This is a genomic window from Pseudomonas sp. zfem001 (assembly GCF_032621725.1).
GTDB classification, from domain to species: Bacteria; Pseudomonadota; Gammaproteobacteria; order Pseudomonadales; family Pseudomonadaceae; genus Aquipseudomonas; species Aquipseudomonas sediminis.
Genome location: NZ_JAVYJI010000007.1, coordinates 59,306 through 78,820, shown reverse-complemented (window position 1 = coordinate 78,820; position 19,515 = coordinate 59,306). Strand labels below are relative to the sequence as shown.

General features: G+C 63.7%; 17 protein-coding genes. 14 read left to right on the top strand and 3 right to left on the bottom strand.

What is annotated here, in order from left to right:
- Positions 1–166 precede the first annotated feature (166 nt).
- Positions 167–826 carry a pentapeptide repeat-containing protein gene (locus tag RTH74_RS20800; protein WP_079783512.1) on the bottom strand — a complete coding sequence of 220 codons (660 nt, stop codon included), beginning with the start codon at positions 824–826 and terminating at the stop codon, positions 167–169.
- A gap of 100 nt (positions 827–926) precedes the next feature.
- Positions 927–2,789 (bottom strand): quinoprotein ethanol dehydrogenase, encoded by a 1,863-nt coding sequence (gene exaA / locus RTH74_RS20795; RefSeq protein ID WP_420713174.1) that lies wholly within the window; start codon positions 2,787–2,789, stop codon positions 927–929.
- A 329-nt stretch (positions 2,790–3,118) separates the two neighbouring features.
- Between exaA and pedF the strand changes: the two genes are divergently transcribed.
- The 4 genes from pedF to RTH74_RS20775 all read left to right on the top strand — a co-directional run bounded on the left by pedF (position 3,119) and on the right by RTH74_RS20775 (position 6,314).
- A complete protein-coding gene (gene pedF, locus RTH74_RS20790; protein WP_143507084.1) occupies positions 3,119–3,538 on the top strand; it encodes a cytochrome c-550 PedF in 420 nt (139 codons plus the stop codon).
- A 148-nt stretch (positions 3,539–3,686) separates the two neighbouring features.
- Positions 3,687–4,559: a substrate-binding periplasmic protein gene (locus RTH74_RS20785; RefSeq protein WP_031306804.1), complete on the top strand. Its 873-nt coding sequence runs from the start codon at positions 3,687–3,689 to the stop codon at positions 4,557–4,559.
- 21 nt (positions 4,560–4,580) lie between these two features.
- Positions 4,581–5,330 (top strand): quinoprotein dehydrogenase-associated SoxYZ-like carrier, encoded by a 750-nt coding sequence (locus RTH74_RS20780; RefSeq protein WP_196448379.1) that lies wholly within the window; start codon positions 4,581–4,583, stop codon positions 5,328–5,330.
- Between the two features lie 54 nt (positions 5,331–5,384).
- Positions 5,385–6,314, top strand: a complete 930-nt coding sequence (locus RTH74_RS20775; protein ID WP_316915913.1) for a quinoprotein relay system zinc metallohydrolase 1 — start codon at positions 5,385–5,387, stop codon at positions 6,312–6,314.
- 169 nt (positions 6,315–6,483) lie between these two features.
- On the opposite strand, the gene RTH74_RS20770 is transcribed toward RTH74_RS20775, so the two are convergent.
- Positions 6,484–6,870 carry a hypothetical protein gene (locus RTH74_RS20770; RefSeq protein WP_106735332.1) on the bottom strand — a complete coding sequence of 129 codons (387 nt, stop codon included), beginning with the start codon at positions 6,868–6,870 and terminating at the stop codon, positions 6,484–6,486.
- A 217-nt stretch (positions 6,871–7,087) separates the two neighbouring features.
- Here RTH74_RS20770 and RTH74_RS20765 point away from each other — a divergent pair, with 217 nt between their 5' ends.
- The 10 genes from RTH74_RS20765 (at position 7,088) to RTH74_RS20720 (ending at position 19,448) form a co-directional block, all read left to right on the top strand.
- Complete coding sequence (locus RTH74_RS20765; RefSeq protein ID WP_316915912.1) at positions 7,088–8,863, top strand: methanol/ethanol family PQQ-dependent dehydrogenase; 1,776 nt, start codon at positions 7,088–7,090, stop codon at positions 8,861–8,863.
- Between the two features lie 322 nt (positions 8,864–9,185).
- Positions 9,186–10,706 (top strand): aldehyde dehydrogenase family protein, encoded by a 1,521-nt coding sequence (locus RTH74_RS20760; protein WP_099523006.1) that lies wholly within the window; start codon positions 9,186–9,188, stop codon positions 10,704–10,706.
- Positions 10,707–11,231: 525 nt separating this feature from the next.
- A complete protein-coding gene (gene pqqA / locus RTH74_RS20755) occupies positions 11,232–11,303 on the top strand; it encodes a pyrroloquinoline quinone precursor peptide PqqA (RefSeq protein WP_003243383.1) in 72 nt (23 codons plus the stop codon).
- 47 nt (positions 11,304–11,350) lie between these two features.
- A complete protein-coding gene (gene pqqB / locus RTH74_RS20750) occupies positions 11,351–12,265 on the top strand; it encodes a pyrroloquinoline quinone biosynthesis protein PqqB (RefSeq protein ID WP_115291353.1) in 915 nt (304 codons plus the stop codon).
- Positions 12,266–12,352: 87 nt separating this feature from the next.
- Positions 12,353–13,105 (top strand): pyrroloquinoline-quinone synthase PqqC, encoded by a 753-nt coding sequence (pqqC, locus tag RTH74_RS20745; RefSeq protein WP_179544696.1) that lies wholly within the window; start codon positions 12,353–12,355, stop codon positions 13,103–13,105.
- A gap of 100 nt (positions 13,106–13,205) precedes the next feature.
- Positions 13,206–13,487 carry a pyrroloquinoline quinone biosynthesis peptide chaperone PqqD gene (pqqD, locus tag RTH74_RS20740; protein ID WP_017363275.1) on the top strand — a complete coding sequence of 94 codons (282 nt, stop codon included), beginning with the start codon at positions 13,206–13,208 and terminating at the stop codon, positions 13,485–13,487.
- Positions 13,459–14,613, top strand: coding sequence for a pyrroloquinoline quinone biosynthesis protein PqqE (pqqE, locus tag RTH74_RS20735; RefSeq protein WP_316915911.1), 1,155 nt, complete (start codon positions 13,459–13,461; stop codon positions 14,611–14,613). The genes pqqD and pqqE overlap by 29 nt, the downstream gene beginning before the upstream one ends.
- A complete protein-coding gene (locus RTH74_RS20730) occupies positions 14,601–16,499 on the top strand; it encodes a S9 family peptidase (RefSeq protein ID WP_316915910.1) in 1,899 nt (632 codons plus the stop codon). The genes pqqE and RTH74_RS20730 overlap by 13 nt, the downstream gene beginning before the upstream one ends.
- A gap of 77 nt (positions 16,500–16,576) precedes the next feature.
- The gene (gene ercA, locus RTH74_RS20725; protein WP_316915909.1) at positions 16,577–17,740 is read left to right on the top strand and encodes an alcohol dehydrogenase-like regulatory protein ErcA; all 1,164 of its coding nucleotides are present in this window, start codon (positions 16,577–16,579) and stop codon (positions 17,738–17,740) included.
- On the top strand, positions 17,724–19,448 hold the full coding sequence (locus RTH74_RS20720; protein WP_316915908.1) for a NahK/ErcS family hybrid sensor histidine kinase/response regulator: 1,725 nt from the start codon (positions 17,724–17,726) through the stop codon (positions 19,446–19,448). Before ercA ends, RTH74_RS20720 begins: the two co-directional genes overlap by 17 nt.
- The last annotated feature ends 67 nt before the right edge of the window (positions 19,449–19,515 follow it).

Here is a 19,515-nt window from a genome sequence, read left to right as displayed (position 1 = left end):
GGAGGCGCCAGTCGCGGCTAAAGCCCCTCCCACAAGAGCAGCCTGTAGCCTAATGTTGCAGCCGACCTGTAGGAGCGGCTTTAGCCGCGATGTTAAGGCGCGCATCGCGACTGAAGCGCAGTGCCGCCCAGCCGCTCTTACGGGGTGTGGGTGTTTGCGAGCGGGCTCAATCCCACCCTTTGGGACATTGCACGCAGCCGGGCATGTTGGCGTCCTGGAAGTTGCCGAAGCGGGTGCGGGCGCCGGTGAGGTTGGCGTTCTCCAGGTTGGAGCCGCTGAGTTTCACTTCCTGCAGGTTGGCATCTTCCAGGTGCGCGCCCTTGAGGTCTGCTTTGCTCAGCCAGGTCATTTCCAGGTTGGCCGCCTGCAGCTGGACGTTGTGCAGCTTGGCGCCGGAGAGGCGGGCGAATTCCAGGTTGGCGGCGCGCATGTCGGCGCCTTCAAATTGCGCAGCCTGGGCGAACAGGGCCCAGCCACTGATGGCGACCAGGCTGGCGCCAGACAGATCAGCCAGGCGCAGGTTGCTCTGTTGCAGGCTGGCACGGGTCAGGTTGGCGCCGCGCAGCTTGGCTTTCTCCAGGTTGGCCAGGTCGAGGTTGACGTGGCGCAGGTCGGCGCCGGAAAGGTCGGCACCGGACAGGTCCATGCGGCGCATGTCGAGGTTGCGCAGGTCGGCGCCGCGCAGGTTGGCGTTGGGGCATTTGCTGTCGGGTTCGATGCGGCAGCCGTTGATCTGCGGCACGCCGTCGTTCTGGGTTTCGGCGCCGATGGCGTGGCTGCCGATTACCAGTAGCAGGACCGGGATAAGCAGGGGCAGGTAGTTCATGGCGAGTCCTCGAATGGGATGATGGGTGAGGCAGTCGCGGCTAAAGCCCCTCCCACAGATAGCGTGCATGGCGCACTCAGGTGCGCCATGCGTTGGGCCTTTAGCGTTGGGCGCTGGCCTTGTCCCAGCTCGGCAGCTTGAACACCCAGAAGGAGCCGCCCTGGGCCACCGGTTTGGTCAGGTCGGCCATGTCGCCGCCCCACAGCGGTACGGCGCCGCCGTAACCGGCAGTCACGCCGATGTACTGCTCACCGTCCTGTTCCCAGGTGACGGGCGGGGAGATGATCCCGGTGCCGACCTGGAACTTCCACAGCTCCTTGCCGTTCTTGGCATCGAAGGCCTTGAAGTAGCCGTCGCCGGTACCGGTGAACACCAGGTTGCCCTTGGTGGCGAGTACGCCGGCCCACAGCGGCAGGCGCTCCTTGTGCTCCCAGGCGACCTTGCCGGTGGTCGGGTTCATCGCCCGCAGGATGCCGACGTGGTCGTCGAACAGGCGCTTGATACGGAAGCCCATACCCAGGTAGGCGGAGCCCTTCTTGTAGTGCGCTTCCTCGGCCCAGTAGTCCTCTTTCCAGTGGTTGGCCGGCACGTAGAACAGGCCGGTGTCCTGGCTGTAGGCCATCGGGTTCCAGTTTTTGCCGCCGAGGAACGGCGGGGAGACTTCGACCACTTCGCCTTTGCTTTCACCGGGCTTGGGCTTCGGCGGGCGCTGGCCTTCGTTCTCGACCGGGCGACCGGTTTCCAGGTCGATATGGCTGGCCCAGGTGATCTTGTCGACGAAGGGGAAGGCGTTCTTCAGCTTGCCGTTGGCGCGGTCGACCACGTAGAAGAAACCGTTGCGGTCGGCGTGGGCGGTGGCCTTGGTGACCTTGCCGTCCTTGTCCTTGTAGTCGAACAGCACCAGCTCGTTGTTGCCGGAGAAGTCCCAGGCATCGTTCGGGGTGTGCTGGTAGAACCACTTCACTTCGCCAGTGGTGGGGTCGACGCCGACCTGGCCGGAGGTGTACAGGCTGTCGTAGTCCTTGGGGTTGCCGCCGTCGCTGGTGCGTGCCCAGCCGTTCCACGGGGCCGGGTTGCCGGCGCCGATGATGATGGTGTTGGTTTCGGCATCGAAACTGGCGCTCTGCCACGGCGCACCGCCGCCCTGGCTCCAGGCTTCCTTCTTGCCGGTCGGGTGGTTGGGATCATCCGGCCAGCTCGGCGCCTTGATGTCGCCGGTCGGGGTGCTGTCCTTGCCGTTCAGGCGGCCCATGTGGCCTTCGACGAAGGGGCGCATCCAGACTTCTTCGCCGGTGTCCGGGTCGCGGGCGAACAGGCGGCCGACCACGCCGAACTCGTCACCGGAGCTGCCATGGATCAGCAGCACCTTGCCGCTTTTGCCGTCCTTCACGATGGTCGGCGCGCCGGTCATGGTGTAGCCGGCGGAGTGATCGCCGAATTTCTTGTTCCAGACCACCTTGCCGGTGTCCTTGTTCAGCGCCACGACGCGGGCGTCGAGGGTGCCGAAGTAGATCTTGTCGCCGTAGATGGCGGCGCCACGGTTGACCACGTCGCAGCACGGGCGGATGTCGTCGGGCAGGCGATGGCTGTAGGTCCACAGGCGCTTGCCGGTCTTGGCGTCGAGGGCGAAGACGCGCGAGTAGGAGCCGGTCACGTAGACCACGCCGTCGTGGATGATGGCCTGGGACTCCTGGCCGCGCTGCTTCTCGTCACCGAAGGAGTAGCTCCAGGCCGGGGTCAGCTTGAACACGTTCTCGGCGTTCACCTGAGCCAGCGGGCTCCAGCGCTGGGCGTTGGTGCCCATGCCGTACTGCAGCACGTTGCTGGTGGTGGTGTGGTCGTTGGCGATGTCTTCCCAGGTGACCGGCTTGGCGAACGCGCCCTGGTTCAGCGCCAGGCCGCCGGCCAACATCAGGGCAAGCGCCAGAGGGCGCGGGGTGCTGGGTAGGTTTCTTGTTGTCATCGTTGTGCTTCCCATTGGAGGTGGTAGGTCGCTGCAGTGACACCGCGAAAACTGGGTTCCGGGGATGTCCAGCAGAGGCAAGCCGATGGTGGTACCCGGCCACCTTCGCGCCTACGGAAAAACTCCCGCCTTTGCCGGGAGGATTTCCCGGTCGGCCCATGACTTGGCCTTGCTGCCAAGGCATCGCCAATACCCCCTCACAAGCCCTACTACCAAGGGACTAGAACGCGACCACCAAAGCAGCATTCGGCGCGTTGCACGGCCTTTCTAAGATGGTCGCCACGAGCTCTGTATGGGCTGTCTTGCGTGCATTAGATGAGGTCCTAGCCATGAACAAGAAGATCCAATCCACCCTGGCGCTGCTGTTGCTCGCCGCATCGACCAACCTTTGGGCGCACGGCGATGTGGTACCGCAGGCGGTGAACACTGATGGCCTGGAACCGCTGGGTGAGGAATGGCTGGACGAGAACCCCTATCGCGACAACCCGCGCGCCATCGAGATTGGCTCCTCGGCCTACAACCAGAACTGCGCTGCCTGCCACGGCCTGGAAGCCAAGTCCGGCGGTATCGCCCCCGACCTGCGTCTGCTGGAACTGGGCGCCAGTGGTGACGAGTGGTTCAAGGAGCGGGTAATCAACGGCGCGGTGCGCGATGGGCGTGTGTACATGCCGAAGATGGCCGACTTCCTTAGCCAGGAAGCATTGTGGGCGGTGCGTAGCTACCTGGAGAGCGTGCACGTCGAGGAGTGAGGGCTTGATGATGAATCTGCTGCGCTCGGCATCTCGCGTTTCGGCGGTGCTCGCAATGCTCATGTATTTCAATACATTCCGCTTGCTGTGCTCCGGCGAAGCGCGACCTGCCATCGCTCGCGACGATTTCTTCATAAGCACTCGTGTCATGCGCCGGCTGATCCTCCTGTGTGGCCTGCTGTTTTTTCTGGGTACGGCTCAGGCGCAGGTGCGCGACTTCGACCGCATCACCGAGTCGGGCACCCTGCGCGTGGCGCTGTACCAGAACTTCCCGCCCTACAGTTACGAGCAGGACGGTCAGCCACGTGGCGTCGACTACGAGCTGGCCAAGGCGCTGGCTGAAGGGCTTGGTCTGAAGCTTGAAGTGATGTGGGCGCCGCCGGGCGAAAAGCTTGACGACGACCTGCGTGACTACATCTGGCGTGGCCGGGTGACCGCGCAGGGCCAACTGGCCGATGTGATGCTGCGTGTGCCATACGACCGCGACTACGCGCAGATGCGCAACGAGCTGGGCGAGCTGGTCAACGAACTCGTGGTGATGTTTGGCCCCTATCAGCGTGAGCGCTGGCAACTGGCGTTCGATCGTCGGCGTCTGCCCGAGGTGCCGAGCATCGTCGCGTTGCGCCAGCACCCGGTCGGCGTCGAAGTCGAGAGTGTGCCCTCGTTCTACCTGAGTTCGGTGCAGGGCGGCATGCTCAGCCAGGAAACCCGGCACTACCCAACGCCGAAGCTGGCCTTTGCTGCCATGCAGGGTGGTGAAGTGGATGCGGTGATGGCGCTGCGGGGTGAGGTGGACTGGCTGGTGCACGAGGCCGATGACCCGCAACTGGCGCTGGCCGAGAACGCCTACCCGGACATGGGCCGGCAGATCTGGGAAATCGGCATGGCGGTGCACGAAACCAATCGGCAATTGGCCTATGCCCTGGAAGAACAGCTGGAAAACATGATCCTCGACGGCTCACTCGAGCGCCTGTACGCGCGCTACGGGCTGCGCTACGAGAAGCCGGAACAATACCAATAAGAGTCGAGCCGGAGGTGGGCGATGGATTGGCGTAGCCTGATATTGCTGGCCCTGTTTGCCTGGGCCTGGGAAGCGCGGGCCGCCGCGCCCGATCCGGTCACCTCGGTGATGTGGGACTACTATCACCAGCGCCTGCTCAACGGTGAGGCCTTCGTCTTCGACGACAAGGTTCGTCTCGAGGTGCCGCCATTCGCCGAAGATGCGCGCCAGGTGCCGATCCAGATCGACGCCAGCGCCTACCGCGGCAAGGTCAAGCGCATTCTGGCCTGGGCCGAGCTCAACCCTATCCCGCGTATCCTCGACTTCGCTCCCGGCGAGCATCTGGAGCCGAGCCTGGCCATTCGCATTCGGGTCGAGCAGGCCACGCCGATTCGCGCGGCAGTGCTCACCGACGATGGCGTCTGGCATATCGGTTCGGCCCGCGTCGAGGCGGCGGGTGGCGGCTGTACTGCGCCCAGCGTGGTGCGCGCTGAGGCCGGCTGGGAGGAGCGACTGGGCCAGGTGCTGGGCAAGCGCTTCGAACGTGGTGAGGACAGCCGCCTGCGCCTGCAGGTGTCGCACCCGATGGACAACGGCCTGGTCGGCGGCATCCCCGAGTTCTACATCGAGCAGGCCGAGTTGCGCGATGCCGATGGCCAGGTGTTGGGGCGCATCGAGTTGTTCCCGGCGGTCAGCGAGAACCCGACGCTGACCTTCGACTTGCGCGACGACCGGCAGGCCGAAGTCTGGCTGCGCGACAACAACGGCAACGAATTCCAGGCCGCGTTCTGAACGCTGCGACCGGTTGGGTGCGCCGTGCGCACCAACCCCATCTAGGAGGCCTCCATGCGTTGGGTGCTACTGCTGACCTGCCTGTGTGCCAGCCTGGCGCAGGCGCTCGATTACCACCTGCAACCCCGACAGATCGCTGAGGGTGTCTGGTTGCTGGAGGGCAGTATCGATAATTTCGCGGCGGAAAACGGCGGCAATATCGTCAACATCGGTTTCATCGAAACCGCAGACGGTGTGGTGGTGATCGACACCGGCCCGTCGCGGCGTTATGGCGAGGCGCTGCGCCAGAGCATCGAGAAAACCACCGGTAAGCCGGTGCTGCGCGTGTTGCTGACTCATCATCATCCCGATCATGTGCTGGGCAACCAGGCTTTCGCCGGGGTACCCATCGCGGCATTGCCCGAGACCACCCGGTTGCTGGCCGAACAGGGCGATGCCATGGCGGAGAACATGTACCGCCTGGTCGGCGACTGGATGCGCGGCACCGAAGTGGTGTTGCCCACCGAGGAGGTGCAGGAAGGCACGCTGGAAATTGGCGGCAGGCGCCTGCAACTGCTGGTGCTACGCGGGCATACCGGCGCCGATCTGGCGATTCTCGACGAGCGCACGGGCGTGCTGTTCGCCGGCGATATCCTGTTCTACCAGCGTGCGCTGACCACGCCGAACAGCCCGGGGCTGGACGTGTGGCTGGCCGATCTGGATCGGCTCGAGGCAATGCCATGGAAGCAGATCGTGCCCGGCCATGGCCCGGTGACCACTGATGCGGCGCCGTTCGTGCAGATGCGTGATTACTTGGGCTGGCTCGATGGTTTGCTGCGTCGGGGGGCAGAGCAGGGCGCGGAGATGAACGAACTGATTCGTGCGCCGATCCCTGAGCGCTTCGCTCAGGTCAACTTGTCGCGTTATGAGCTGATCCGCAGCGTCAGCCACCTTTACCCGCACTACGAGCGCAGTGCCATGGGGCGGGTTGATCGTCAGGATTAGAAACCTGGGGTGTCATCGGTGCGCGCGGCGCACCCTACGCGAACGTCGCCACGGCTTGGTAGGGTGCGCCGCGTGCACCAGCATGTGCTGGAAATACCCTGTGGGAGGGGCTTTAGCCGCGACTTGCGTATAAAAGCGTCGCCGCTGAAGCGCCTCCCACTCTCAGCGATCAGAGCTCTTCGTCGTCACGAATCAGCACGTAATGGCGGCCGTGCTCGGTCTCTTCGTGGTCGTAGACGTAATACATCACCACTTCGCCCTGGCTCGACTGCACGGCCACATAGTCACCGCTCTCGGGCATGAAGAAATCCCGAGTCGCCGGCTTGGCCAGGCACTCGATATGGGCGCTGACGAAGTGGGTGGGGTCTTCTTCGCCGTAGTAGTCCTCGCGCTGGTGCGCATCCCAATCCTGCGGCGGCTCGAAGGCGCCGGTGATCAGCACCTTGCCGTCGCCCAGATCCTGCTCTTCGGCATCCGGATCCTGCTCGTCCGGGCGATAGACCGTGCAGTCCAGTGCATCGGGATGGTTGAGAATTTCCTGGCGAGGGTGGGGCACGGGCGTCTCCGATCAGAATGTGCGGGCGGCCAAGTGTCGGGCAAAGCCGGGGCCGCCGCAATCGTCATCATCATGGCCTGTGGAGCAGGTATTGCTACCAAGGAACGAGGAAAATCGGCTGGGGGTGCAATTGTTGGGTGGCCCGGGTGAGCCAAGAATTTGCGGCAGACCGGGAAAATTTCCCGGCAATAACAATGAACCCGCAGAGGTAGCCGCAATGAAACACGCCGGTCTTCGCCAGCCTTTCCTCCTCACCGCACTCTGTGCCGCCATGCTGTTGCCGTCCGCCGCCGCGCTGGCGGTCACCGACGCCGAGATTCTCAAGGACGCCACCACCACCGACGAGATCGTTACCAACGGCCTAGGTCTGCAAGGCCAGCGCTACAGCCCGCTGAACATCCTCAACGAGCAGAACGTCAAGGAACTGCGCCCGGTCTGGACCATGTCCTTCGGTGGCGAGAAGCAGCGCGGCCAGCAGGCGCAGCCGCTGATCAAGGACGGTGTGATGTACGTCACCGCTTCCTACTCGCGGGTGTTCGCCGTCGATGCGCGCACCGGGCGTGAGCTGTGGCAGTACGAAGCGCGCCTGCCGGACGATATCCGTCCCTGCTGCGACGTGATCAACCGGGGTGTAGCCCTGTACGACGACCTGGTGATCTTCGGCACCCTCGACGCCAAGCTGGTGGCGCTGAACAAGGACACCGGCAAGGTGGTATGGCGCAAAAACGTCGCCGATCACAAGGCGGGTTACTCCATCACCGCGGCGCCGCTGGTGGTCAACGGCAAGCTGATAACTGGCGTCTCCGGTGGTGAGTTCGGCGTGGTCGGCAAGATCGAAGCCTACGATCCGAACAACGGTGAGCTGCTCTGGAGTCGCCCGACCGTCGAAGGTCACATGGGCTACGTCTACAAGGACGGCAAGGCCGTCGAGAATGGCATCAGTGGTGGCGAGGCCGGCAAGACCTGGCCGGGCGACCTGTGGAAGACCGGCGGCGCCGCACCCTGGCTGGGCGGCTACTACGATGCCGACACCAACCTGCTGTTCTTCGGCACCGGCAACCCGGCACCGTGGAACTCGCACCTGCGTCCTGGCGACAACCTCTATTCCTCGTCGCGCCTGGCACTGAACCCGGACGACGGCAGCATCAAGTGGCACTTCCAGACCACGCCGCACGACGGCTGGGACTTCGACGGTGTCAACGAGCTGATCTCCTTCGACTACCAGGAAGGCGGCAAGACCATCAAGGCAGCTGCGACTGCCGACCGTAACGGCTTCTTCTACGTGCTCGACCGCACCAACGGCAAGTTCATCCGTGGCTTCCCCTTCGTCGACAAGATCACCTGGGCCAAGGGCCTGGACAAGAATGGCCGGCCGATTTACGACGACAGCAACCGTCCGGGCTCGCCGAGCGCGAAGGAGAAGGGCACGAGCGTGTTCTCCGCACCGGCCTTCCTCGGCGCCAAGAACTGGATGCCCATGGCCTACAGCCAGGACACCGGCCTGTTCTACGTGCCGTCCAACGAGTGGGGCATGGACATCTGGAACGAGGACATCGCCTACAAGAAGGGCGCCGCCTACCTGGGTGCCGGCTTCACCATCAAGCCGCTCAACGAGGAATACATCGGCGTGCTGCGCGCCATCGACCCGAAGACCGGCAAGGAAGTCTGGCGCCACAAGAACTACGCGCCGCTGTGGGGCGGGGTGCTGACCACCAAGGGCAACCTGGTGTTCACCGGCAATCCGGAAGGCTACCTGCAGGCGTTCAATGCCAAGACCGGTGAGAAAGTCTGGGAATTCCAGACTGGCTCTGGCGTGATCGGCTCGCCGGTAACCTGGGAAATGGACGGCGAGCAGTATGTCTCCGTGTTGTCCGGCTGGGGCGGTGCGGTACCGCTGTGGGGCGGCGAGGTGGCCAAGCGCGTCAAGCACCTGAACCAGGGCGGCATGCTGTGGACCTTCAAGCTGCCGAAGGAGCTGGTGGCCAAGCGCTGATCGCTTGAGGTCTCAGACGATGGCCGGACTCTGTCCGGCCATCGTCGTTTCCGGCGTCTGGCTGCCAGCGCCGAGCCGCTGCGAAATGCCACGGGCGAATTTTCCTGGTTTGGAACGCAAGACCAGGCCAACGGGTCTAGCCTTTAGCTTCCATAGCCTCGTACCTCGCTGCCAAAGGCCCGTGCCAGACCGCTCTACTACCAAATGACTAGGCGATCTGTGCCATGGGTGCATACCGAGGTTTTCGGGGGCTTTCTAAGATCGAACCATGACTCGCTTCCCCGATTGGCAGCGGGCTCCGACAACAAGAGAGGTCAGCATCATGATTTACGCGAATCCGGGTTCTGCAGGCGCCGTCGTCACCCTCAAGCCGCGCTACGGCAACTATATCGGCGGTGAGTTCGTCGCCCCGCTCAGTGGCCAATACTTCAGCAACACCAGCCCGGTCGATGGCTCGGTGATCGGCGAATTTCCTCGTTCCAACGCCGCCGATATCGACAAGGCGCTGGATGCCGCGCATGCCGCCGCCGATGCCTGGGGCAAGACCTCGGTGCAGGAGCGTTCGCACATCCTGCTGAAGATCGCCGACCGCATCGAAGCCAACCTCGAGCTGCTGGCCGTGGCCGAAACCTGGGACAACGGCAAGGCCGTGCGTGAAACGCTGAATGCCGACGTGCCGCTGGCTGCCGATCACTTCCGTTACTTCGCTGGCTGCATCCGCGCCCAGGAAGGCAGCACCGCCGAGATCAACGAAGGCACCGTGGCCTATCACTTCCACGAACCGCTGGGCGTGGTCGGGCAGATCATTCCGTGGAACTTCCCGCTGCTGATGGCCGCGTGGAAACTGGCGCCGGCACTGGCTGCTGGCAACGCAATCGTACTCAAACCAGCCGAGCAGACGCCGCTGTCGATCACGCTCTTCGTCGAGCTGATCGGCGACCTGCTGCCACCGGGCGTGCTCAACATCGTTCAGGGCTTTGGTCGCGAGGCAGGTGAAGCGCTGGCTACCAGCAAGCGCATCGCCAAGATTGCCTTCACCGGCTCCACCCCGGTCGGCTCGCACATCATGAAATGCGCGGCCGAGAACATCATCCCGAGCACTGTCGAACTGGGCGGTAAATCGCCGAACATCTTCTTCGCCGACATCATGAACGCCGAGCCGGCCTTCATCGAGAAAGCCGCCGAAGGCCTGGTGCTGGGCTTCTTCAACCAGGGCGAGGTGTGCACCTGCCCGTCGCGCGCACTGGTGCAGGAGTCGATCTACGACGCCTTCATGGTCGAAGTGCTTAAGAAGGTCAAACAGATCAAGCGTGGCAACCCGCTGGACACCGACACCATGGTCGGCGCCCAGGCTTCGCAGCAACAGTACGACAAGATCCTCAGCTACCTCGAAATCGCTCAGCAGGAAGGCGCCCAGGTGCTCACCGGCGGTGCCGCCGAGCAGCTGCAGGGTGACCTGGCCAGCGGTTATTACATCCAGCCGACGCTGCTCAAGGGCACCAACAAGATGCGCGTGTTCCAGGAAGAAATCTTCGGCCCGGTGATCGGTGTGACCACCTTCAAGGACGAAGCCGAAGCCCTGGCCATCGCCAACGACACCGAGTTCGGCCTGGGCGCCGGCGTGTGGAGCCGCGACATGAACGTCGCCTACCGCATGGGCCGTGCGATCAAGGCTGGTCGCGTATGGACCAACTGCTACCACCTGTACCCGGCGCATGCCGCGTTCGGTGGTTACAAGAAGTCCGGTGTCGGCCGTGAAACCCACAAGATGATGCTCGACCACTATCAGCAGACCAAGAACCTGCTGGTGAGCTACGACATCAATCCTCTCGGTTTCTTCTGATAGCCAGCACACGATCTGCTGCGCGTCAGCCCTACTGCGTTAGAAGCAGGCTCGGCAGGCCGCTTGCGGCCAACGCACTTCAGTGCGGCCCCGGAGGGGCGAGCGGAGCAAGTCATGCGGACAAAAGTACAGTCGCCCGCGACTCCGACCGTTCCTCACCTGCTTCTGCCTTGTAGGTCTCTAGCTCGCAAGATCGTGAGCCGGCTATGTACCAACGGTGGCGCGCTCGCTCCGGTGCGCCGCCTCTTGCCAGGCGAACAACCCTACCCGGGTGGATCTGCAGGCAGCCATGGGCCTGAACGGCAGCAGATCCTTATCGCGACGCGGCTTCGGCCGCGTTTTTTATTGGCGCATGTTTCAGCTCGGGCGATGACTGGAACCTTCCAGGCGCGAGGCATGCCTACTGATAGCGTCACCTACCAATGCCAGTGCCGATTCATCCCAAAGTACCATTTGGCCTCTTGCCTGGCGGGGGCTTAATGGGGTTGCCGGAATGCCCCGGCTTCATAAAAAGAGGACCGCACCATGTGGACTAAACCCGCCTACACCGATCTGCGCATTGGCTTCGAAGTGACCATGTATTTCGCCAACCGTTGATCGCTCCTGGCCCCGGCTCGTCCGGGGCATCCCCGCTGGTGACTTCCATGCATATCCAGATTCTCGGTTCCGCCGCTGGCGGCGGCTTTCCCCAGTGGAACTGCAACTGCCGCAACTGCCGTGGCGTGCGTGCCGGTACCCTGCGGGCGCAGCCGCGCACGCAATCGTCCATCGCCATTTCCGATGACGGTGAGCAGTGGATCCTGTGCAATGCCTCGCCGGACATCCGTGCGCAGATCGAAGGCTTTCCGGCGCTGCAACCGGCGCGCAAGCTGCGTGATACCGCTATCGCCGGCATCGTCCTGCTCGATAGCCAGATCGACCATTGCACCGGTCTGCTGACCTTGCGCGAAGGCTGCCCGCATCAGGTCTGGTGTACCGAGATGGTGCATCAGGATCTGACCACCGGTTTTCCGCTGTTCAACATGCTCAGCCACTGGAATGGCGGCCTGCAGCACCAGTTGATCGAGCTGGATGCAAAACCCTTCAGTATTCCCGCCTGTCCGGCGCTGAGCATCACCGCCATCGCCCTGCGCAGCAGTGCGCCGCCGTATTCGCCGCATCGCGGCAATCCGCACCCGGGGGACAACATCGGCCTGTTCATCGAGGACCGTCGCAGCGGCCGCAGCCTGTTCTATGCGCCGGGCCTGGGCCAGGTAGACGAGCACCTGCTGGGCTGGATGCGCCGCGCGGACTGCCTGCTCGTCGATGGCACGCTGTGGCGTGACGATGAGATGCGCGTGTGTGAAGTGGGCGACAAGCTCGGCAGCGAGATGGGCCACCTGTGCCAGAGCGGCCCGGGCGGCATGATCGAGGTGCTCGACGGCCTGCCGTCCGCGCGCAAGATCCTTATCCATATCAACAACACCAACCCGATTCTCGACCTGGATTCGCCCGAGCGCACCGAACTGGACGCCCACGGCATCGAGGTCGCGTTCGATGGCATGAGCATCGTTTTGTAGGGTGTGCGGGGCCGCTCAGGCCGTGCGTACCTTAAAGAATGCTGGTGCGCACGGCGCACCCTACGGCAACGCGTATCGGAGATACTGATGAGCCAACCTGCCATGACCCCTGCCGAGTTCGAGCAGGCGCTGCGCGCCAAGGGCGCGCTGTATCACATCCATCACCCGTTCCATCGCACCATGTACGAAGGGCGCGCCACCCGTGAGCAGATCCAGGGCTGGGTGGCCAACCGCTTCTACTACCAGGTCAATATCCCGCTGAAGGATGCGGCGATCCTCGCCAACTGCCCGGATCGCGAAACTCGGCGCGAGTGGATTCAGCGCATCCTCGACCATGACGGTGCGCCCGGAGAAGAGGGCGGTATCGAGGCCTGGCTGCGCCTGGCCGAGTCCGTCGGTCTCGACCGTGATCAGGTGCTGTCGCAGGAGCTGGTGCTGCCTGGCGTGCGCTTCGCCGTCGATGCCTACGTCAACTTCGCTCGTCGCGCCAACTGGCAGGAAGCGGCCAGCAGTTCGCTGACCGAGCTGTTCGCCCCACAGATCCACCAGTCGCGCCTGGATGCCTGGCCGCAGCACTACCCATGGATCGACGCCACCGGCTACGACTACTTCCGCAAGCGTCTGAAAGAGGCGCGCCGCGATGTCGAACACGGCCTGCGCATCACCCTCGAACACTACCGCACCCGCGAAGCGCAGGAGCGCATGCTGCAGATCCTGCAATTCAAGCTCGATGTGCTGTGGAGCATGCTCGACGCCATGAGCATGGCCTACGAGCTGCAGCGTCCGCCGTATCACACCGTGACCGCCGAGCGCGCTTGGCATCGGGGTATAGCCCTATGAGTGTCGAGCGAGCGGTGCGCACGGCGCACCCTACGGCCGCATTTCCGTTCGACGCTCCCTTTGTAGGGTGCGCCGCGCGCACCAGTCAGGAGCCCGAACAATGACTGCTGTCATCCTCCCACCCAGCGTACCCGCCATCCGCCGCGGCTTTCGTCTGCAGTTCGAACCGGCGCAAGGTTGCCACGTGCTGCTCTATCCGGAGGGCATGATCAAGCTCAACGATAGCGCCAGCGAGATTCTCCAGCAGGTCGACGGTAAGCGCTCGGTGGCCGAGATCATCGGCAACCTGCACCAGCGCTTCCCCGATGTGCCCGGTATCGACGAAGACATTCTTGCCTTCATGGAGGTGGCCCATGCTCAGTTCTGGATCGAGCTTCGCTAAGGCAGGTCATGAACCAGGGCCACCGCTGTGGCTGCTGGCGGAGCTGACCTACCGCTGTCCGCTGCAGTGCCCGTACTGCTCCAACCCGCTGGATTTCTCCCAGCAGGGCGCAGAGTTGTCGACCGCCGAATGGATCGAGGTATTCCGCCAGGCCCGTGAACTGGGGGCGGCGCAGCTGGGCTTCTCCGGTGGCGAGCCGCTGGTGCGCCAGGATCTCGCCGAGCTGATCGCAGCGGCGCGCGGCCTGGGCTACTACACCAACTTGATCACCTCCGGCATCGGCCTGACCGAGGCGCGTATCGCCGAGTTCGCCGAGGCTGGGCTCGATCATATCCAGATCAGCTTTCAGGCCGCCGACGAGGAGGTGAATAACCTCCTGGCCGGCTCGAAGAAGGCCTTCGCGCAGAAACTGGCGATGGCTCGCGCGGTCAAGGCGCACGGCTACCCAATGGTGCTCAACTTCGTTACCCACCGGCACAACATCGACAATATCGAGCGCATCATCGAGCTGTGCCTGGAGCTGGAGGCGGATTTCGTCGAGCTCGCCACCTGCCAGTTCTACGGCTGGGCCGAGTTGAACCGGGCCGGGCTGCTACCGACCCGCGCGCAACTGGAGCGCGCCGAGCGCATCACCAATCAGTGGCGCGACAAACTGGCGGCCGAGAACCACCCGTGCAAGCTGATCTTCGTCACCCCGGATTACTACGAGGAGCGCCCCAAAGCCTGTATGAACGGCTGGGGCAATCTGTTTCTCGACATCACCCCGGACGGCACGGCGCTGCCTTGCCACAGCGCGCGGCAGTTGCCGGTGCAGTTTCCCAACGTGCGCGAGCACAGTCTCGAACATATCTGGCGGCATTCCTTCGGTTTCAACCGCTTTCGCGGCGACGACTGGATGCCCGAGCCGTGTCGTTCGTGCGACGAGAAGGACAAGGATTTCGGCGGCTGTCGCTGCCAGGCCTTCATGCTCACCGGCGATGCCAGTAACGCCGACCCGGTATGCAGCAAGTCGGCGCACCATGGCGTGATTCTCGCTGCACGTCAGCAGGCTGATGAGGCGCCGCTTGGGCTGGAGGCCCTGCAGTATCGCAACGAGAAAGCCTCACGAATCATATGCAAAGCGTAGGGTGCGCCGTGCGCACCGATCCTGACGCGATCTGGAGCGCCGAACAGGCTGCAGCCGCCAGTGCCGACTTCGCCGAACTGCACGCTGCCCACGGTGGCGTGTTGTGGGTGGCGTTCGACCCACAGTTGGCGCGTTGCGGGCTGTTCTTCTGCCGCGACGGTGTGGTGTGTGAGCTGACCCCGCCAGGGTTTTCCGTGCGCAGCCGCGTCTACGAGTATGGTGGTGGCGCCTGCTGCGCCACGGAGCAGGGGGTGGCGTTCGTCAATGAGCGTGATCAGCAGGTCTATCGTATCGATATCTGCTTGGACGGCGGTGCGCACGGCGCACCCTACCTGATCACCAGTCACTCCCACTGCCGTTATGGCGACCTGTCCTTAGTGCCGGCCTGGCAGGCATTGCTGGCTGTGGAGGAAAGTCATGAAGGCGGCGCGGTGGTGCATCGCCTGGTGCGCATCGGTCTGAACGGCAAGCGTGAGGTACTGGTCGAGGGCGCCGATTTCTACGCTGCGCCGGTGGCTGACCCAACTGGCCAGCGTCTTGCCTGGATCGAATGGGATCGACCACATCAGCCCTGGATCGCCACGCGCCTGTGCCAGCGTGAGTCCGGCGAGCGCACTCGGGTGCTGTCAGGTGAGGCCGGTGATCGATCCCTGCAGCAGCCGCGCTTCGATTCCCGGGGCCGGTTGTGGGTGTTGAGCGACAAGGCAGGGTGGTGGCAACCCTGGTGCGTCGATAGCGGCACCACACTACACGCTGCGCCTTATGATCACGCGCCGGCGCCCTGGCAACTGGGCAGCCGAACCTTTATGCCGCTGGAAAACGGTGAACTGTTGCTGACCCGTTTCGAGGAGGGAATAGGCCGCCTCGTAGGGTGCGCCGTGCGCACCGATGCTGCTGTCGGAATCCGTGGTGCGCATAGCCTGGGCGGCCCCGCGACACCCTACGCAGAGCGGCTGTTGGCCGAAGGGTTTACGCGTTTCCGCAGCCTGGCTGCCGACAACGAACATTTCTACTGCATCGCTGCCGCTCCTGATCGTCTGCCAGCGGTGCTGGCCATTCGCCGCAGCGATGGCGCACTGCAGATGCTGGCTGGCGGTGAGCAGCCGCTGTCTGAAACACAGCTATCACGGCCTCAGCCTTTCAGCTGCACGGTGGGTGAGGGCGAACGTAGCCACGGTTTTTTCTACTCACCAGCTCAATCCGGGGAGCGCCCGCCGCTGGTGATCTTCCTGCACGGCGGGCCAACCTCGGCCTGCTACCCGGTGTTCGATCCGCGTATTGCCTTCTGGACGCTACGCGGCTTCGCCGTGCTCGACCTCAACTACCGTGGCAGCAGTGGCTACGGTCGCGACTACCGCTTGCGTCTGGCTGGCCAGTGGGGCGAGTTGGAAGTCGAGGACATCCGCGCCGCTATCGATGCACTGGCCGGTGATGGCCGTATCGATGCGCAGCGCGTCTTCGTGCGCGGTGGTAGCGCTGGCGGCTTCAGCGCGTTGCGTGCTCTGGTCGAGTTACCGCAGTTACGTGGCAGCGCCAGCCTCTATGGTGTCAGCGACCCGCTGGCGCTGCGCCGGCTGACGCACAAGTTCGAGGCAGATTACCTGGACTGGCTGATCGGCGACCCCGAGCAGGATGCCGAGCGCTACCGGAATCGTACACCCTTGTTGCAGGCCGAACGGATCAAGGCACCAGTGATTTTCTTCCAGGGCGCATTGGATGCGGTGGTGGTGCCGAGCCAGACCGAAAGCATGGTCGAGGCACTGCGTCAGCGCGGTTTCCCGGTGGAATACCACCTGTTCGCCGAGGAACGCCACGGTTTCCGTCAGGCCGCTAATCTGGCCGAAGCGCTGCGGGCCGAACATGCCTTCTATCAGCGGCTGAGCTGATCGCAGGTCGCATTGCATTAACCCGGCAATGCAGTAGGCTGATCGCCATTCCATAACAATAAATTTCAGGCCGTTGTATGAGCCACGAATTGAATCAGCTGCGAAAGTTCGTTTCCCCCGAGATCATCTTTGGCGCCGGCTCCCGGCATAACGTCGGCAATTACGCCAAGACCTTCGGTGCACGCAAGGTGCTGGTTGTCTCCGATCCCGGTGTAGTCGTCGCTGGCTGGGCTGGCGATGTCGAGGCCAGCTTGCAGGCCCAGGGCATCGCCTACTGCCTGTACACCAAGGTATCGCCCAACCCGCGCGTGGAAGAGGTGATGGAGGGCGCCGAGCTGTATCGCAGCGAGGGTTGCAACGTCATTGTCGCGGTCGGTGGCGGCAGCCCGATGGACTGCGCCAAGGGCATCGGCATCGTCGTCGCCCACGGTCGCAGCATTCTCGAATTCGAAGGCGTGGACACCATTCGCGTGCCCAGTCCACCGCTGATCCTGATCCCGACCACCGCCGGCACGTCGGCAGACGTGTCGCAGTTCGTGATCATCTCCAACCAGCAGGAGCGGATGAAGTTCTCCATCGTCAGCAAGGCAGTGGTGCCGGACGTGTCGCTGATTGATCCGGAAACCACCCTGAGCATGGACCCATTCCTCAGCGCCTGTACCGGCATCGACGCCATGGTGCACGCCATCGAGGCGTTCGTTTCCACTGGCCACGGCCCTCTGACCGACCCGCACGCGCTGGAAGCCATGCGCCTGATCAACGGCAACCTGGTGCAGATGATCGCCAACCCGGGCGATATCGTCCTGCGCGAGAAGATCATGCTTGGCAGCATGCAGGCCGGCCTGGCGTTCTCCAACGCGATCCTTGGCGCTGTACACGCCATGAGTCACAGCCTCGGTGGCTACCTCGACTTGCCGCACGGTCTGTGCAATGCGGTGCTGGTCGAGCACGTTGTGGCGTTCAATTACAGTGCGGCGCCGGAGCGTTTCAAGGTCATCGCCGAAACCCTCGGCATCGACTGCCGTGGGCTCAACCATGCGCAGATTCGCCAGCGCCTGGTCGAGCACCTGATCGCCTTCAAGCACTCCATGGGCTTTCGCGAGACGCTCAGCTTGCACGGCGTAAGCACTTCGGACATTCCGTTCTTGTCCAGCCATGCGATGGACGACCCGTGCATCCTCACTAACCCGCGTGAATCGACCCAGCGTGACGTCGAGGTGGTGTATGGCGAGGCGCTCTGACGAAGCGCTGGCCGGGCTGCTCGGCCTCGGCAGCCAGTCCGCGCGCAAGAGCCACTATCCCGAGCTGCTGGCGCGTTTGGAAGAGCTTGAAATAGAACGCAACCGCTACAAGTGGCTGTTCGAGCACGCGGTGCACGGCATCATCCAGGCCAGCCTGCAGGACGGCGTACTGGCGACCAATCCGGCGATGGCGCGTATGCTCGGTTATGACGACCCACAGCAGGTGCTGTGGTCGCCGAGCGATCTGGCCCGGCACTTGTTCGTGGGTGGCTTCGACGAGCTAGAAGTGATTCGCCAGCGACTGAGTCAGGGCCAGGCGCTGCTCGGCTACGAGACGCGCCTGCGCAGGCGCGACGGCAGCACCATCGACGTGCTGATGAACCTGCTGCTCAAGCCTGAAGGGGAGGGAATCTTCGAAGGCTTCGTCGCCGATATCACCGAGCGCAAGCAGGCGCAGCAGCGCCTGCAACAACTCAATGACGAACTGGAGCGCCGCGTCGCTGCACGTACCTTCGAGCTGCTCGAATCCAACCGCAACCTGCAGCGGCAGATCGAGGAGCGCGAGCGCATCGAACTGGCCCTGCGCGAGGCGCGCGACGCAGCCGAAGCGGCCAATCGCAGCAAGGACAAATACCTGGCCGCGGCCAGCCATGACCTGCTGCAGCCACTTAATGCGGCGCGCTTGTTGATTTCCACGCTGCGCGAGCGTGAGCTGCCGAGTGCCGAGCAGAATCTGGTGGAGCGCAGCCACCTGGCCCTGGAAGGCGCCGAGGATCTGTTGGCGGATCTGCTGGATATTTCCAAGCTGGATCAGGCGGCGATCAAGCCGGATCTCGATGTCTATCGCCTTGAAGAGTTGCTCGCTCCGCTGGCGTCCGAGTTCGACAGTGTGGCCTCGGCCAGCGGTTTGCGCCTACGCGCGCGAATTGCCAATTGCGCAGTGCATACCGATTTCCGCTTGCTGACGCGCATCCTGCGCAACTTCCTCAGCAACGCCTGCCGTTACACCGAGCGTGGCGGCGTGCTGCTTGGTGCGCGGCGCCGTGGCGCTTTCGTCGAATTGCAGGTGTGGGACAGCGGGCGCGGCATCGCGGCCGATCAACTGGACACGATCTTTCTCGAGTTCAGCCAGCTTGAGGTCGGGCGTGCGGCCGAGCGCAAGGGTGTCGGCCTGGGCCTGGCCATCGTCGAGCGCATCGCGCGCATGTTGGGCTACTCGGTGCAGGTGCGCTCGCAACCGGGGCGTGGTTCGGTCTTCAGCATCCGCGTGCCGCTGGCGCAGGAGGCTCCGCGGCGCCAGGCACAATCTGCGACGCAACCGGTCCTCGGCAACCCCCTGCCGGGGAGGCGCTTGTTGGTGATCGATAACGAAGTCGACATCCTCCACAGCATGCAGGCGCTGCTCGGGCAGTGGGGCTGCGAGGTGGTCACGGCGGTCGATCTGAACGAGGCCCTGCAGCGTCTGCAGGGCAGGGCGCCAGAGGTGATTCTGGCGGATTTTCACCTTGATCACGGCGTGCTCGGTTGTCAGGTGATTCAGCAGCTACGTGACGAATTTTCCAGGCAGATTCCGGCGCTGATCATCAGCGCTGATCGCAGCGATGACTGTCGTCGCGAATTGCAGGCGCTGGGTGCGCCTTTGCTGAACAAACCGGTCAAGCCAGGCAAGCTGCGTGCGGTGCTCAGCCAGCTTTTGACGGAAACGTGAACGCGCGCAGACTGGTGGAGTGAACCTGAGCGATTTGGATGCTGTCTATTGGCTACCTCGTCCCTCA

What these genes read in the sequence shown, in the direction of transcription:
- RTH74_RS20800 (WP_079783512.1), bottom strand. Translation starts at nt 826, where the DNA reads ATGAACTACCTGCCCCTGCTTATCCCGGTCCTGCTACTGGTAATCGGC.
- RTH74_RS20780 (WP_196448379.1), top strand. Translation starts at nt 4,581, where the DNA reads ATGGATTGGCGTAGCCTGATATTGCTGGCCCTGTTTGCCTGGGCCTGG.
- exaA (WP_420713174.1), bottom strand. Translation starts at nt 2,789, where the DNA reads ATGACAACAAGAAACCTACCCAGCACCCCGCGCCCTCTGGCGCTTGCC.
- RTH74_RS20785 (WP_031306804.1), top strand. Translation starts at nt 3,687, where the DNA reads ATGCGCCGGCTGATCCTCCTGTGTGGCCTGCTGTTTTTTCTGGGTACG.
- pqqE (WP_316915911.1), top strand. Translation starts at nt 13,459, where the DNA reads ATGCTCAGTTCTGGATCGAGCTTCGCTAAGGCAGGTCATGAACCAGGG.
- pqqD (WP_017363275.1), top strand. Translation starts at nt 13,206, where the DNA reads ATGACTGCTGTCATCCTCCCACCCAGCGTACCCGCCATCCGCCGCGGC.
- RTH74_RS20765 (WP_316915912.1), top strand. Translation starts at nt 7,088, where the DNA reads ATGAAACACGCCGGTCTTCGCCAGCCTTTCCTCCTCACCGCACTCTGT.
- RTH74_RS20775 (WP_316915913.1), top strand. Translation starts at nt 5,385, where the DNA reads ATGCGTTGGGTGCTACTGCTGACCTGCCTGTGTGCCAGCCTGGCGCAG.
- pqqB (WP_115291353.1), top strand. Translation starts at nt 11,351, where the DNA reads ATGCATATCCAGATTCTCGGTTCCGCCGCTGGCGGCGGCTTTCCCCAG.
- ercA (WP_316915909.1), top strand. Translation starts at nt 16,577, where the DNA reads ATGAGCCACGAATTGAATCAGCTGCGAAAGTTCGTTTCCCCCGAGATC.
- pedF (WP_143507084.1), top strand. Translation starts at nt 3,119, where the DNA reads ATGAACAAGAAGATCCAATCCACCCTGGCGCTGCTGTTGCTCGCCGCA.
- pqqC (WP_179544696.1), top strand. Translation starts at nt 12,353, where the DNA reads ATGAGCCAACCTGCCATGACCCCTGCCGAGTTCGAGCAGGCGCTGCGC.
- RTH74_RS20730 (WP_316915910.1), top strand. Translation starts at nt 14,601, where the DNA reads ATGCAAAGCGTAGGGTGCGCCGTGCGCACCGATCCTGACGCGATCTGG.
- RTH74_RS20720 (WP_316915908.1), top strand. Translation starts at nt 17,724, where the DNA reads ATGGCGAGGCGCTCTGACGAAGCGCTGGCCGGGCTGCTCGGCCTCGGC.
- RTH74_RS20760 (WP_099523006.1), top strand. Translation starts at nt 9,186, where the DNA reads ATGATTTACGCGAATCCGGGTTCTGCAGGCGCCGTCGTCACCCTCAAG.